The organism is Pseudomonas sp. R4-15 (assembly GCF_055768815.1).
On record NZ_CM147293.1, the window covers coordinates 1,672,203 to 1,683,558 of the forward strand.

Sequence of the window (11,356 nt, forward strand, 5' to 3'; positions counted from 1 at the left end):
ACGTGGCAAGGCTAGGGTGCCTCGCTTTACGAGGTGCCCATGCCTTTCGAGTCCTCTTTATGTCCCCTGCGATGAATGCCCGGCACGCGTTGGCTTGGCTCGGTTTGGCTGCGGCCGTGCTGTTTTGGGCCGGTAATGCACTGGTCGGGCGCGCCTATGCGGATGCCATTGCCCCGTTCGCGCTCGCTTTCTGGCGCTGGAGCTTGGCCCTCGGTCTTCTGCTGCCCTGGGTCGCCCGCGATCTATGGCGCGCGCGGCAGCGGTTGCTGGCGGCTGGCTGGCGTTTGCCGTTGCTCGCGGCGCTCGGCGTGGTCGGCTATAACTCGCTGCTCTACGCGGCGGCGCACAGCACCCCGGCGATCAACATCACCCTGCTCAATACCTGTGTTCCGCTGGCGATGTACCTTGGCGCCGGCGTGCTGTTGGGCGAATGGCCACCGCGGCGCGCCTGGTTGGGCATGAGCATCGCGGCGGCCGGGCTGCTCTGGCTGATCGGCAAGGGCGATCCGGGCAACCTGTTGGCGTTGCGCTTCGCCGCAGGGGACCTGGTGATGCTCCTGGCGGTGCTCGACTGGGCGCTCTTCAGCCTGCTGCAGAAGCGCTGGGCGCCGAGCCTGGGCGTCTCGCCCCTGGTGCTGCTGTGCGCGCAGATGTTGCTTGGCGTACCCATGTTACTGCCGTTCTATCTGTACGAGTGGCAGCACCTGGGCGGCTTCGACGTGAGCCCGGACACGCTCGTGGCCATCGCCTACACGGCGATCTTCGCCTCCCTGGCGGCCTACCTCGCCTGGAGCCACGGCCTCACCGTGCTGGGGCCGGCCCGCGCGGCGCTGACCACCTACCTGATGCCGGTGTACGCGGCGCTGCTCGGTTACTTCCTGCTCGGCGAATCGCTACAGAGCTATCACTGGGTCGGTGGTGCGGCGATTCTCGGCGGCCTGCTGTTCGCCGCGCGGCCTCAGCCGAAGCGTTCGGCATAGTCGCGCGGACTGCAGCCGAGTTGGCGCTGGAAGGCGCGGCGCAAGGTTTCCGGATGGCCCATGCCACAGCGCCGTGCGGTCTCCGCCACGCTGACGCCACTCTGCAGGAGGCCGCGTGCCGCCTCCAGGCGCAGTCGCTCGACGTACTGCGCCGGAGGCACGCCGAGTTCCTCGACGAACAGTCTCGCCAGGCTGCGGGGGCTCAGGTGCAGGCGCTCGGCGAGTCTCTCCACACCCAGTTCTTCTTCCAGATGACGGGGCAGCCAGCGCAGCAGCTCACCTAGGCGCGAGGCCGGGCGTGAGCCGAGCAGAGGACTGAACTGCGCCTGGTCGCCGGGCCGGCGCAAAAACAACACCAGGCGCTGGGCCACCGCGAGCGCCAGGCCGTGGCCCAGGTCGTCCTCCACCAATGCCAGCGCGAGGTCGATCCCCGCGCTGACGCCGGCAGAGGTGAACAGGTGGCCGTTGGGAACGTAGGTATGCAGCCGCTCGCCCTGTACCTGCACCTGGGGATGCTCGTCGCGTAGCTGCGCCACGTCGGCCCAGTGGGTGGTCGCCGGGTGGCCGTTGAGCAGTCCGGCCGCCGCCAGCAAGAGCGCACCGGAGCACACCGAGCCGAGCCGTCGCAGGCGCGGCTCGGCAGCCCGCAACCAGGCCAGTAGCGCTTCGTCCGTAGATTGCCGGTCGATGGCCATGCCACCGGGCACCAGCAGGGTGTCCAGGTCTGCCGGGTCGATATCGCTCCAGGCCGCATCGGCGAGCAGACGCGGGCCACCGGAGCTGGCCTGGGGTTCCTGTTTCTCTCCCAGCAGCAGGATCTCGTAGGCGGCTGGGCGGCCTTGGCGACGGAGTTCGGCATTCGCAGCGGCGAACACCTCCAGCGGCCCGCTGACATCGAGCAGGACGAATTCGGGATAGAGCAGGCAGGCGATGCGACGGGTCATGCTTGCCAGTCATATTGCATTTGCCGCGCCGTGGCCAGCGCCAGCGGCCGCCCGAGCAGACGCTCGACCAGGTGCAGGCTGAGGGCCATACCCGCGGAGATGCCCGCCGAGGTGAAAAGCCTGCCTTGCTCGACGTAGGGCACGTCCTCGCACACCTCGATCCGCGGATAGGCCTGGCGCAGCGCCGGGATGTCTTCCCAGTGGGTGGTGGCGCGAAGGCCGTCGAGCAGGCCAATCTCGGCGAGCAGGAAAGCGCCGGTGCAGACCGAGGCCAGCAGTTCCAATTGTTGCGCCTGGGCACTCAGCCAGCTCAGGGTGCGCGCGTCGCCGAGCGGCTGGTCCACCACGCCGCCAGGCACCACCAGCAGGTCCAAGGGGGCGTGGTTGTCGAAGTCCGCCGTAGACAGGACGTCCAGGCCGTGGCGCGCACGCAGGGGCGCGCGCGAGGCGGCGATGGTCTGGATCTCGAAGGCCGCGTGCTCGATACCCAGGTCTCGCCGGGCCCGGCGCGAGGCCACCGAAAACACTTCGAAGGGGCCCGCGAAGTCGAGCACTTCGACGTCGGGAAACAGCAGGATGCCGAGTTGCAGCGGCCGCAGGCGAGCCTGCTCGGAGAGTCGATCGAAGGTCATGATGGCGCGATCCTGGGAGGGAGAAGCACAGCGTGACGCCTGGCGCTCATGTCCGCCAGGACAGCTATCCCACGGATTCTGCCAGTGTCAGTGAGGCTGGATACAGCGGGGTGGATCCACCTGCACCGTGACGTGCTGCAGGCGGTGATGCCGGCGTAGGTAGTCGCTCACTTGTGCCGGCAGTTGCAGCGGATCGCTACCGGGTTTCGGCGTGACGTGCACGGTGGCGACGGCGCTGTCGTCGGCCAGCAGCCACGCGTGCAAATGACCCACCTCGGCGATGCCGGGCAGGTCGCGCAGTTCAGCCTCCACCTTCAACGGATCGAGGCCGTGGGGGGCGGATTGCAGCAGCACTTGAGTCGACTCCGTCACCAGCCGCCAGGCCGAGCGCACCACCAGCAACGAGACCAGGATCGACAGCAGCGGGTCCAGCGGTGTCCAGCCGGTGACCAGGATGCCGACGGCGGCGAGGATCGCACCCAGGGAACCCAGCAGGTCGCCCATCACGTGCAGCAGCGCGCCGCGCAGGTTGCCGTCGTTCTTGTGCCCGCTGTTGAGAATGACCGCGGCAACTACGTTGACCAGCAGGCCGAGCACAGCGACCACCAGCATCGGCCCGGCCAGTACCGTGACCGGCTCACGCAGCCGCACCACGGCTTCCCAGGCGATCCATGCCACCAGCAGGAGCAGCGCCGCACCATTGGCCAGTGCGGCGAGCACGCGAACCCGCTGGAATCCGTAGGTGCGTCGCGCATCCGGCGGGCGGGCGGCGATGCGGTAGGCGATGAGTGCCAGCAGCAGGGCCGCGGCGTCCGAGACCATGTGTCCGGAGTCGGCGATCAGCGCCAGGGAGCCGGCGAACCATCCCACCGTGGCCTGCACGATTGCGTAGCCGGCGGTGAGCAGCAATACCCAGCGCAGGCGACGCTCGTTGCCGGCGGTCACCCGTGCGCCGTGGGCGTGGTCATGGGCGTGTCCCGCGTGGGAGTGAGCGTGATCGTGGTCGGCCTGGTTCATCGATGGCTCCGGTGTGGGCGCTGAGCGTGTGATCCGTTACTCGCGGAGCAGTTCGCAGGCTATCCACATCCGCTGTGGGTCCGCCTGTGGATAGCCTGTCGCTGCTTGCCTGCAGTGCCCGAACCCCGCGGGCTGGCGCGCGTTGTACAGATTTCGCTCAGGTACTACTTGAGTTGCACCTGGCGCGTCTGGATGGTTTCCATCTGCTTGTTCTCGTGGACTTCCGGCGCTTCGTTCTGGGGAGCGACGACGGGCGTCGAGAAGGAGGCGGCCTCGGGCTTCTCTTCCTCACCGAAGAGGGGCTTGCCGTTGAAGCGAATCGCCTGCAGCAAACGTTCCGGATCGCTCAGCAGGTCCGCATGGCGATAGGCCGAGAAACCACCCCAGACCAGCAGTGCCAATAGCACCAGGCCGATGGCGAAGCGACCGCCCACCGTCTGCGGCGTACGCGGCCGCTTCGCGGGCTTGCGCCGTCTGATCACCTCATCGCGTTCTGCTCGCATGGTCACTCTCGGTGGCGAATGAAGCGCTGATTATGCCTTTCGCGCCTCTTTCGGGGCAGCCGTCCGGCGTTTAATTGGACGTGTTCCCGCCGCGGGGTGGTCGGCAGGCGAGGTGCCGCAGCGCGGCGGCCAACCGCTGACGCTTGGCGTCGTCCAGGTTGCCCTGGCGCCCCTTGAGCCAGCCATGGGTCTTGGGGTTGATGACGCCGACCTGACGCGGCTGCGGTGCAGCGGTCAATCTGACGTACCAGCCTGGTAGCGCCACCACCGGTGTGACCTCTACGCGCTCGCCAATTCGATCGGATAACTGCCGCGACAGATCGGCCGCGACCGCCAGGGCCTGCTCCAGGGGCAACGACTCGCTGTGACGGCCGGCGAGGCGAATGCGCTGGCCATCGTATTCGGCGTCCGCGGATTGCTTGCCCTTCAAACTGCGGGGTTTGGCGCGGTACTTGGTTTCCACCGCGAAGACCCCGTTCGGACCGAGCAGGACGTGATCGATGTTGCCGCGTTGGCTAGGGTCTGTTGCCGTTTCGTTCGCGAACCGCGTTGTTGCCAGAAATGGCCTGCGGTTAGGCGCAGGACGCGGGCAATGGTAATTCCCTTGGCAAGTCCTGCAACGACAGCGCAGGTCATTTCTGACACAACCCGGAGGGCCGGTGCCTGTTTTGCCGCGATACGGCGTTGCTCGTCTTGGACTTACCCCGGTAAGCCCTGCGACTCGCGCCTTGTCTCGCGGCAAAACAGGTACCGGCGCGGCCGTGAACGAAACAGCAACAGACCCTAGGAATGTCATGGAACAGCAGCCAACCTTCGGCCTGCAGTGGCGCCAGCAGTTGCGCGGTGGCCAGCTCGCCCTCGAAGCCGTCGCGCAGGCGGCGGACGTCGCGAATGACATGCCACGACCAGCCGATGGAGATGAGTACCCCGATCAGCACCATGACCAGCGCGAAAAAGGTTGGGCCGCCCCAGTGGATTCGCTCGGGGTCGACCCAGCGATTGAACAGGTAGGCGAGCGCAGCGGTGGGAAAGACCAGCCCGGCAAAAAAGCTGTAGACGATCGACGAGGCGCGCTCTTCGATGCGCTCGCGCAGAGACTCACCGGGCAGACGAACCAGCGCCTCGGTCAGCGGACTGCGCCTGTCGCGGCGCTTGTCCAGTTCCTTCCACGCGAGCAGCGTGAAAAGTGGCACCACAACCGCCAGACACATAATTCCCGGAAATACGAGCGACAGACTCACTTCGAACGCCTCCTTGCGAATGAGCTAGGTGGCCATGCTAAACGAGGATTCGCTCGAGCGAGTGATCTGGGTCGCTAGACGCTACGTTGCCAGCCTCTGGTTCGCCCGAGTTCCGTGAGCAGCGTCTTCAATGCATCCCGCGCGGCTGGCGAGCCGTTCTGCAGGCTGGCGCAGAGAGGAACGCGGAGCGGAGGTGAGCATGTTCGAACGCCCCTGGCTCAGCTTAGGATGGGCTAGGCCACGGATGGGTTATTTGAGGGTCACCTGTCTTGATGCAGGGTGGAAGCCAGTAAAACGCGCCCTCCAGCGGTGCCATGAATCGCCCCGGTGGGTGCTCGTAGAAACAGACTCCACGAGGGACACCATCTGTGCCACCTGCCAGTGATCGACAGCCGTCTTGTAGTTACTGTGATTGCCGTAGGAAAGCGCGAGCGAAGCAGGGTCTACGACAGCGCGGCCAAGCGTTTGTAAGGAGCCTGCCCCATCCCGGAGAGTTCTTTCTTCCGGCCAAAAAAAAGGGGTTAGCCGAAGCTAACCCCTTGAAAAGATTGGTGGCTACGCAGGGACTTGAACCCCGGACTCCAGCATTGTGAAAAAGCGCCACCTGACGTGGTAAACGCTGAAAGTCAGTAACCATGCGGCTTTGGATAGGGGCTCCTTGGGTATTCCTTCATACGCATGGCACTTCATCCCCTCGGGGGATACCTTACCTTGTTGCGTGTTGCGCAACATGCTAGGCTGCGCCAATGATCAAATCGTTCCAGCACAAAGGGCTTCGTAAGCTCTTCGAAACGGGTAGCACGGCTGGAGTGCAGCCCGCCCATGCCAAGCGTTTGCGGATGCAACTCGCAGCCCTGGATACGGCCATGACGGTCGATGACATGGATATCCCCGGCTTCCGCCTGCACCCGCTCAAGGGCGAAATGCGTGGGCGCTGGTCGATCATGGTGAACGGCAACTGGCGGCTGACGTTCGAGTTTCGCGACGGAAACGCTTATGTCCTGGACTATGAGGATTACCACTGATGAACATGCACAATCCCCCGCACCCCGGTGAGTTCATCACCGATATCTACCTGGAGCCGAACGGCATCAGCGGGCGTGAGCTGGCCGAAAAGCTGCGCGTAGCGCCCTCGACCCTGAGCCGTGTGCTCAAGGGCACCAGCCGCGTGACGCCGGAAATGGCCTTGCGTCTGTCCGTCGCCCTCGGCCGCTCGCCCGAAAGCTGGTTAGCGATGCAGGATGCATACGATCTGTGGAATGCTCGCCAACATGTGGACTTGCAGCAGGTTGGAAGGCTTGCGTTTGCCTGATACCTCGACGAACAGCCACACGCTGCCGGTGGCGCAGATCTGCCTTGCGACGGGGGCTCGATGGGATGAGGCGGAAAGCCAGAGCCATGGCCAGGTGAGGGATGGCTAGGTACGTTTCGTGCGGACCAAGAACGGCAATAGCCGGTCGGTGCCGATCCCGCCAGAACTGCAACGGCTGATGCTCGAGCGGGGTTATCCAGGGGGAGGGCGGTTGTTCAGTTCGTACCGATCAGCCTTCCGCAAGGCCTACGAACGCACCCGCCTGCACAACTGACGCATATCCTTCGCCACACGTTCGCCAGCCACTACATGATGCAGGGCGGCGACATCCTGATCTTGCAGCGCTTCCTGGGGCATGGCGATATCAAGATGACGATGCGCTATTCCCACTTGTCGCCTGACCGTTTGGCCAGTGCGTTGAGCCTGTCGCCATTGGCTCAACTGAACGTTGCCTAGGCCACGTTTGGGCTATTTTTAGGCTACGGCCCAAAACAAAAAAGGGGTTAGCCGAAGCTAACCCCTTGAAAAGAGTGGTGGCTACGCAGGGACTTGAACCCCGGACCCCAGCATTATGAAAAAGCGCCACCTGACGTGGTAGACGCTGAAAGTCAGTAGCCATGCGGCTTTGCGTAGGGGCTCCTTGGGGTATTTCTTCATACGCATGGCACTTCATCCCCTTGGGGGACATCTCACCTTGTTGCGTGTTGCGCAACATGCTAGGCTGCGCCAATGATCAAATCTTTCCAGCACAAAGGGCTTCGCAAGCTCTTCGAAACGGGTAGCACGGCTGGAGTGCAGCCCGCCCATGCCAAGCGGCTACGAATGCAGCTAACAGCCCTGGATACGGCCATGACGGTCGATGACATGGATATCCCCGGCTTCCGCCTGCACCCGCTCAAGGGCGAAATGCGTGGGCGCTGGTCGATCATGGTGAACGGCAACTGGCGGCTGACGTTCGAGTTTCGCGACGGAAACGCTTATGTCCTGGACTATGAGGATTACCACTGATGAACATGCACAATCCCCCGCACCCCGGTGAGTTCATCACCGATATCTATCTGGAGCCGAACGGCATCAGCGGGCGTGAGCTGGCCGAAAAGCTGGGCGTAGCGCCCTCGACCCTGAGCCGTGTGCTCAAGGGCACCAGCCGCGTGACGCCGGAAATGGCCTTGCGCTTGTCTGTTGCCCTCGGTCGTTCCCCCGAAAGCTGGCTAGCAATGCAGGATGCTTACGACCTATGGAATGCCCGCCAGCATGTGGACTTGCAGCAGGTTGGAAGGCTTGCGTTTGCCTGAGGGATATCGGCTCCGGCCTTTAAATAAATCCGTCCCCTTTTCTCGGTTGGTTTTTGCCTGGCTAGCTCATGTATTCTTGCTTTTAGTGCTCATAGTTCAACATACACGGCTAGTGGATCGATAATTAGTTCGTTTGAGCGCCTAAGCCTCCAGCTATTTTCCATGGCTGAAAGTGCGTGAAGATTCAAAGTGAAAGCTTCTCTCATTGAGTGCTCTTCCGTTATGACCTCTTCGTGTTCTGGTGTGCTTGTTTCTCCTACTTGGGTGATAACTCCGAGCATGACGAATTCCACTTCTGTGAGTCTCGAATATTTTCTGACCAAGGTTTCTATTGGTTCCCGAAGGCAATCGCGATCCATGTCTGCGCTAACTTTGAATTCTGGGAATTCCATGGCAAACTCTAGTGTGTCGCTGAAGCTGATCTTGATTAGATTTGCTAGATGTCGTTGGTATAGTTTGGAGTTTTCATCTTGACCAAAAGTTTTGGGGTCGGAAAGCTTCTTAAGTAAGGTGCTGAGCTGAGATATTTCCGACTTCTTGGCGGTGTTTCCCTGTAGTTCGCTTATTTTGCTTATTGTTGATTCTCGTTCGTCATTTGTGGTGACGATTCCAAGTGCTTGAGATAGGGCGTCCATGCTTTCAAGTGTCTTGTGGAAAGCTAGAAAATCGACAAGCTTTGCTTTTCCTTTTACTCTTATTATTTGGCTATGCTTTAATTCATTTTCTATTATGCTGAAAGGTGTTGAGTTGTTTATTTCGGAGTATTTTCCTAGCTCTTTTAGACGCTCCTCGAAGATGGAGTACGCATAGTCATGTAGGAATTTTTTTTCATAGCTTGCGGCAGTTTTCTCGATGATTTCTGCCATTATTCGTCCGCTTGCGACCGGGCCTCTTTGTTGCATTTCTTCGGTGGCGGCGCTTTTCTTTTCTTCAAGAATATATTCTGTAATTCCTTCCATTAGTTGAGATGAAAGGGAGTACATCTTGAATTGGTCAAGGTAGATGAAGCTTTTCACGGTCAGATTTCCTTTTCATGAAGTCCGTATAGTATCTCTTCCGCGTGTCTATAAATGTCCAGGCGGAAAAAATTACCCCGATTATTATAGAGATCAAGCAAATTGAAACTATAAACGCTGTCATCTTATAGTCTCCGGGATGTTTTTCCTCGATGCTGTGTTCATTCTGTCATAGAAGGCGAAGCATAGAAGTAAGGATGTGATGGATAGTCCGATTGATGAGTATAGTAGGGCTTTTGTGTTTATTTGCTTTGATATTTCTGCTAATAATAGCAAGACGTACAGGCTGGAGTAGATTAGCATGAATAGAGCTGAAACTCCCATCATGTGGTGTTTCCACTCTATATCTGTTAGGTCATGGTATTTTATTTCATTAAATATTGAAACTTGAAGGACAATTCCGAAGGCGATAAAGTCTGATGTTGAAATGCAGTGTATGCTTTGGCTTTGCTCGCCGGAGACGACAAAAAGGCTGACAAGTAATCGTAGTATTATCGGCGTCATGCCAAAAATCACAGTGTAAATTAGCCAGCGCAATTTGTTGTCTGTGAGCTTTAACATTATCTAGTTCCAGAATCCTTTTATATGGATCAGGCCGAAGTTCTGTTGAACCATCGCCGGGCCACTTCCGCTGTTATTTGCTGCCCGCTTCTTGTCCTTCCAATTTTCGGTCTGCTTCGGCGTAGGTTGGGCTGATTTGGCCTGCCTCTGGCGCTACTTTTCCCGTCACGAGCCATAGCGCGAATTCAGGCGTGATCGCCAGGATGCCTTCGATATCATCCTCGTTGACCCTGCGCTTGCTCCCCCTCAGGGCATACCACTTCTCACGGTCGATGCCCGTCAGCTCCTCGAGCTTTTTAGCGGTGAGGCCCTGGGCGTCCCAGATGGCTATAAGCCGTTCTCTTATCATTCGATAAAATTCTATTTACCTGGCAAATAGTGCTACTGACTATGTGCGTGCGCTGATATGGTGGTATCATGTGATTGGTAATAAATACTAGTCACTAAACACCCTTCAACCACAGTCTATGAGCATTTCAGAGGCAGGGATAGGCGATGAGTACTCAGCACCTGAACGAACCTCCCTTCGACGTGAGCTTCGACCTTGACGGCAAGCGGGTGATTTACCTCGACTGCCGCAACGCCCTCACGTGCAGCAAGGAAACCTACGCGGCTATGAATGGTGTCTCCATCGATACCGTCATTGCCTGGATGCAGAGCGGCACCATCCCCAGCGTGAAGATGGGCCGACCTCGCTTGGTCAATCTCGCGCAGATACGCGCCGATCTGGCCAAGGGAAAAACCATCTTCGCGCAGGGAGACTACAGCGATGACTAAGGCAAAGGACGTACGCGCCAATGGCAACGTCGTACCGTTGGGCACCTCCATCAACTACGACCTGTGCAGCATCATCACCTTCGCCACGGCCTGCGGTATTCCCGTGGATGAAGTCGTCGAATGGGTAGCGGACGGCACCTTGCCCAGCGTCAAGCTGCATGACTTCCGCATGGTGAATGTCGGCCTGCTGCGCCGTGACCTGCTCACTGGCAAGCCATCCTTCCAGGCGGGGGACTATAACGATGACTGAGCCAGCCCCGATCCTGGATGCCTCCAACGCTTTCGACTACCTGGGCCAGACCGTACTGGCGGAACTAGCCGTCGATGAAGAGCCTTACACCTACTGGGTGGCCCTGCATATCGTCGGCGTGGTGCTGCCCATGCTGGGTGTTTATGACGAGTCCTACTTCCTGGCTCTGCATATGAACACCGATCAGAAGTACCCCGACGAATTCTTCTTCTCGGACATTCGTACGATTCGGGCGATGCGGTACCGCGACCGGCACGGTTCCGGCAACGTACTGGGCCGTATCGCCCACCCTATGCGCGACAGGTCAGGGGCCGCGCTCCCGGCTCATCGTGACGTTGTTCCCGTCGCGATGAACGGAAGCACGGGCGAAGCGCACCCTTGACCCTGCACGAACATGAACAGCCTAACCGTCGGAGCGTGGGGCAGCTCTTCCGCCCCGCGCTCCCGAGCCCTCGGCGGCAAGAGCGGGATAACAAGGGCAGAGCCCTTGGTTTTAACCGTTCCTACTAGTTCGCTCGTTGCCCACCTGTTCCTCGCCGCGCTGCTCGCGCAGCTTCTGCTCTGGCTCACGCCCTGGACTGCCGGTTTCGCCAGCCCGCCACCGGGCAAGCCCTCCTTGATCTTTCCGTTCACGCCGCCGCCCTGCGAAGAACGAACGCCCCTCGACGAGATAGACCCGACCCGAATCGATCGCAAAGAAACGCGCTGCCCGAAGCCGTCTGCACTTCACGCACGGCGGCACGCCGCGCGCGAAGCGCTGACGGCGGCGGGCGGAAGGAGCGCGCGAGCGAGCGGCTCGGTACAGAGCGCAGCCGCGCGCGACGACCC

General features: G+C 60.4%; 16 protein-coding genes, 1 tRNA gene and 2 pseudogenes. 10 read left to right on the plus strand and 9 right to left on the minus strand.

Annotated elements, in window-relative coordinates; genetic code table 11:
- The first annotated feature begins 71 nt into the window (after window positions 1-71).
- Window positions 72-980, plus strand: coding sequence for a DMT family transporter (locus ACYRGX_RS07860; RefSeq protein ID WP_473056653.1), 909 nt, complete (start codon window positions 72-74; stop codon window positions 978-980).
- On the opposite strand, the gene ACYRGX_RS07865 is transcribed toward ACYRGX_RS07860, so the two are convergent.
- From ACYRGX_RS07865 to ACYRGX_RS07890, 6 genes are all read right to left on the minus strand, one after another.
- On the minus strand, window positions 959-1,924 hold the full coding sequence (locus ACYRGX_RS07865; protein WP_473056051.1) for a GlxA family transcriptional regulator: 966 nt from the start codon (window positions 1,922-1,924) through the stop codon (window positions 959-961). The genes ACYRGX_RS07860 and ACYRGX_RS07865 overlap by 22 nt on opposite strands.
- Window positions 1,921-2,556 carry a DJ-1/PfpI family protein gene (locus tag ACYRGX_RS07870; RefSeq protein WP_473056052.1) on the minus strand — a complete coding sequence of 212 codons (636 nt, stop codon included), beginning with the start codon at window positions 2,554-2,556 and terminating at the stop codon, window positions 1,921-1,923. The genes ACYRGX_RS07865 and ACYRGX_RS07870 overlap by 4 nt, the downstream gene beginning before the upstream one ends.
- An 87-nt stretch (window positions 2,557-2,643) precedes the next feature.
- Window positions 2,644-3,573 carry a cation diffusion facilitator family transporter gene (locus tag ACYRGX_RS07875; RefSeq protein ID WP_473056053.1) on the minus strand — a complete coding sequence of 310 codons (930 nt, stop codon included), beginning with the start codon at window positions 3,571-3,573 and terminating at the stop codon, window positions 2,644-2,646.
- Between the two features lie 164 nt (window positions 3,574-3,737).
- Entirely contained in the window at window positions 3,738-4,076 is a 339-nt protein-coding gene (locus ACYRGX_RS07880; protein WP_473056054.1) for a hypothetical protein, read from the minus strand.
- A gap of 70 nt (window positions 4,077-4,146) precedes the next feature.
- A complete protein-coding gene (locus ACYRGX_RS07885) occupies window positions 4,147-4,818 on the minus strand; it encodes a nuclease-related domain-containing protein (RefSeq protein ID WP_473056055.1) in 672 nt (223 codons plus the stop codon).
- A complete protein-coding gene (locus ACYRGX_RS07890; protein WP_473056056.1) occupies window positions 4,709-5,317 on the minus strand; it encodes a hypothetical protein in 609 nt (202 codons plus the stop codon). Before ACYRGX_RS07890 ends, ACYRGX_RS07885 begins: the two co-directional genes overlap by 110 nt.
- Before the next feature lie 381 nt (window positions 5,318-5,698).
- Between ACYRGX_RS07890 and ACYRGX_RS07895 the strand changes: the two are divergent.
- The 4 genes and pseudogenes from ACYRGX_RS07895 to ACYRGX_RS07910 form a co-directional block, all read left to right on the plus strand.
- A pseudogene (locus tag ACYRGX_RS07895) lies at window positions 5,699-5,788 on the plus strand (type II toxin-antitoxin system mRNA interferase toxin, RelE/StbE family); the annotation flags it as partial.
- A gap of 275 nt (window positions 5,789-6,063) precedes the next feature.
- Window positions 6,064-6,342: a type II toxin-antitoxin system RelE/ParE family toxin gene (locus ACYRGX_RS07900; protein WP_037002684.1), complete on the plus strand. Its 279-nt coding sequence runs from the start codon at window positions 6,064-6,066 to the stop codon at window positions 6,340-6,342.
- A complete protein-coding gene (locus ACYRGX_RS07905) occupies window positions 6,342-6,629 on the plus strand; it encodes a HigA family addiction module antitoxin (protein ID WP_159972693.1) in 288 nt (95 codons plus the stop codon). Before ACYRGX_RS07900 ends, ACYRGX_RS07905 begins: the two co-directional genes overlap by 1 nt.
- A gap of 4 nt (window positions 6,630-6,633) precedes the next feature.
- Window positions 6,634-7,085: pseudogene (locus ACYRGX_RS07910) on the plus strand (tyrosine-type recombinase/integrase); the annotation flags it as partial.
- A gap of 75 nt (window positions 7,086-7,160) precedes the next feature.
- Here the strand turns inward: ACYRGX_RS07910 and ACYRGX_RS07915 are convergent.
- Window positions 7,161-7,246: transfer RNA gene (locus ACYRGX_RS07915), tRNA-OTHER, on the minus strand.
- A gap of 112 nt (window positions 7,247-7,358) precedes the next feature.
- Between ACYRGX_RS07915 and ACYRGX_RS07920 the strand changes: the two genes are divergently transcribed.
- On the plus strand, window positions 7,359-7,637 hold the full coding sequence (locus ACYRGX_RS07920) for a type II toxin-antitoxin system RelE/ParE family toxin (protein ID WP_473056057.1): 279 nt from the start codon (window positions 7,359-7,361) through the stop codon (window positions 7,635-7,637).
- The gene (locus ACYRGX_RS07925; RefSeq protein ID WP_473056058.1) at window positions 7,637-7,924 is read left to right on the plus strand and encodes a HigA family addiction module antitoxin; all 288 of its coding nucleotides are present in this window, start codon (window positions 7,637-7,639) and stop codon (window positions 7,922-7,924) included. The genes ACYRGX_RS07920 and ACYRGX_RS07925 overlap by 1 nt, the downstream gene beginning before the upstream one ends.
- 89 nt (window positions 7,925-8,013) lie before the next feature.
- Here ACYRGX_RS07925 and ACYRGX_RS07930 read toward each other — a convergent pair whose 3' ends face one another.
- Window positions 8,014-8,940: a DUF6414 family protein gene (locus tag ACYRGX_RS07930; protein WP_473056059.1), complete on the minus strand. Its 927-nt coding sequence runs from the start codon at window positions 8,938-8,940 to the stop codon at window positions 8,014-8,016.
- 634 nt (window positions 8,941-9,574) lie between these two features.
- The gene (locus tag ACYRGX_RS07935; protein WP_473056060.1) at window positions 9,575-9,850 is read right to left on the minus strand and encodes a DNA-binding protein; all 276 of its coding nucleotides are present in this window, start codon (window positions 9,848-9,850) and stop codon (window positions 9,575-9,577) included.
- Window positions 9,851-9,996: 146 nt separating this feature from the next.
- Here ACYRGX_RS07935 and ACYRGX_RS07940 point away from each other — a divergent pair, with 146 nt between their 5' ends.
- From ACYRGX_RS07940 to ACYRGX_RS07950, 3 genes are read left to right on the plus strand one after another with little or no spacing between them, the layout of a single operon-like run.
- Window positions 9,997-10,278 (plus strand): MerR family transcriptional regulator, encoded by a 282-nt coding sequence (locus ACYRGX_RS07940; protein WP_473056061.1) that lies wholly within the window; start codon window positions 9,997-9,999, stop codon window positions 10,276-10,278.
- Window positions 10,271-10,528: a hypothetical protein gene (locus ACYRGX_RS07945; protein WP_473056062.1), complete on the plus strand. Its 258-nt coding sequence runs from the start codon at window positions 10,271-10,273 to the stop codon at window positions 10,526-10,528. The genes ACYRGX_RS07940 and ACYRGX_RS07945 overlap by 8 nt, the downstream gene beginning before the upstream one ends.
- Window positions 10,521-10,910, plus strand: coding sequence for a hypothetical protein (locus tag ACYRGX_RS07950; protein ID WP_473056063.1), 390 nt, complete (start codon window positions 10,521-10,523; stop codon window positions 10,908-10,910). The genes ACYRGX_RS07945 and ACYRGX_RS07950 overlap by 8 nt, the downstream gene beginning before the upstream one ends.
- The last annotated feature ends 446 nt before the right edge of the window (window positions 10,911-11,356 follow it).